This is a genomic window from Enterobacter cloacae complex sp. IR5458, from assembly GCF_049238025.1.
Taxonomy (GTDB): Bacteria; Pseudomonadota; Gammaproteobacteria; order Enterobacterales; family Enterobacteriaceae; genus Enterobacter; species Enterobacter kobei.
This window is the reverse complement of sequence record NZ_JBMKIF010000126.1, coordinates 1-1,333: the sequence shown is the minus strand read 5'-3', so window position 1 is coordinate 1,333 and position 1,333 is coordinate 1. Positions and strand designations below refer to the sequence as shown.

The 1,333-nt window shown below is 53.4% G+C and carries 1 protein-coding gene and 1 pseudogene; both read right to left on the bottom strand.

Annotated elements, in window-relative coordinates; all coding sequences use genetic code 11:
• Window positions 1-155: pseudogene (locus tag ACOTYN_RS26330) on the bottom strand (hypothetical protein); the annotation flags it as partial.
• Window positions 148-1,290, bottom strand: a complete 1,143-nt coding sequence (locus ACOTYN_RS26325) for a phosphoribosyltransferase domain-containing protein (protein WP_001280115.1) — start codon at window positions 1,288-1,290, stop codon at window positions 148-150. The gene ACOTYN_RS26325 and the pseudogene ACOTYN_RS26330, both read right to left, overlap by 8 nt.
• Between the last annotated feature and the right edge of the window lie 43 nt (window positions 1,291-1,333).

The following is a 1,333-nucleotide window of genomic DNA, read 5'->3' as shown; positions in this document are numbered from 1 at the left end:
AACATGGACTGTTCTTCCGTCATAAAGCTTCGTGGATTCAGGGTGCGATCAACGGCACCGGTACGGAATGGCTCCAGGGCCAGCTCGTCCACCATTTTACGACGGGTCTGAAAGAGCGTGTCGTCAAGGTCGCTCAGAACAACGGGTTTATTCATAGGTAACAATCTCCACGACGGCCGCAACCTCAGCCAGCGCTTTAAGAAGCTGCGTGTCAATACTTTCTGCGGGTGTCTCAGTACACACAAGAATGCGGTCAAACTGCTGGTGGGCGACGTTATAGACAAAATTGGGGATGCCCAGCCCGTAGTTATCCGTAAAGGAAATGGCGGACTCAATGGCATAACCAACGGCGATAGGGGAGCGGGTGGTCGATCCATAAAATGCCTGTGCTCCGGCAGCTTCGAGCCGTTCAGCAAGCAGGAACGGCTCCCAGACGAATTCCCCGGTCCCGAGAACCAGAATACGTTCCCCCTTGTGGACGGAGACCTCATGGCCGAGATCGGCCGCAGGTGCGAGCATCCCCAGTCGGCCCCAGGACTGTTTTCCCTGGATGTCCCATTCTCCTCGTGAAGTTACGTTGACTTTCGGCATGTCCGGGACAGGTGCATCAGGTAATGGGGTCCATCCCCACTTACCGCTTACAAGAGAAACCGAAGTGACTGGTAAGGTGCTGCGCTCGGACAAGGCTTTGCCACTCCAGTCGGTAAGCGTAACGGCTATAACCTGTTCAATATGTTGAAGCTTGCCGGTATTACGCAGGGCTGAAAGCAGGTTAATAAAGGTATTACCGGTGGTTGCCTCGTCATCAATCAAAACCAGCGTTCGTGCGTTGGTAACACGACGTCTTTTCTCTTCATCATCTGGCAGATAGATCAGATGATCGGTGGCGTGGCTGTGTTCTTCCTTGAACTCGCAAAGCAACGTGCCATCAACCGGGTGACGGGTAGAGGTCAGATAGACAGATTCAGGATGCTGGTGGCGCACTTCATCAAATACACCGGCCCCAAGCCCAACGGCGGTTTCAGCCATACCGATAAACAGTACGGGTCCTGTCAGTGTCGAGGGGAACTGGCTGGCAAGCTGTCTGTAGGCCTGCCGCATGACTGAGGGTGGCACGGGAATGTGCCTGCCGAGTACTTTGCTGACAAACAGAAAGGCGCGTTTCGGGTTACGTCTTTCAGCGATGTCAAACAGGTCATCGAGCGAAACTTCACCCTGGTCGCGGGTTACCTGAATCGTACCGCATGAGAGGGTACGGCGATAAATCATATCTTCGAGGATATCAGACATAAATACGCCTTAATTCAGAAGGTTAGAGAGTGATTCCGGGTAT

What these genes read in the sequence shown, in the direction of transcription:
- ACOTYN_RS26325 (WP_001280115.1), bottom strand. Translation starts at nt 1,290, where the DNA reads ATGTCTGATATCCTCGAAGATATGATTTATCGCCGTACCCTCTCATGC.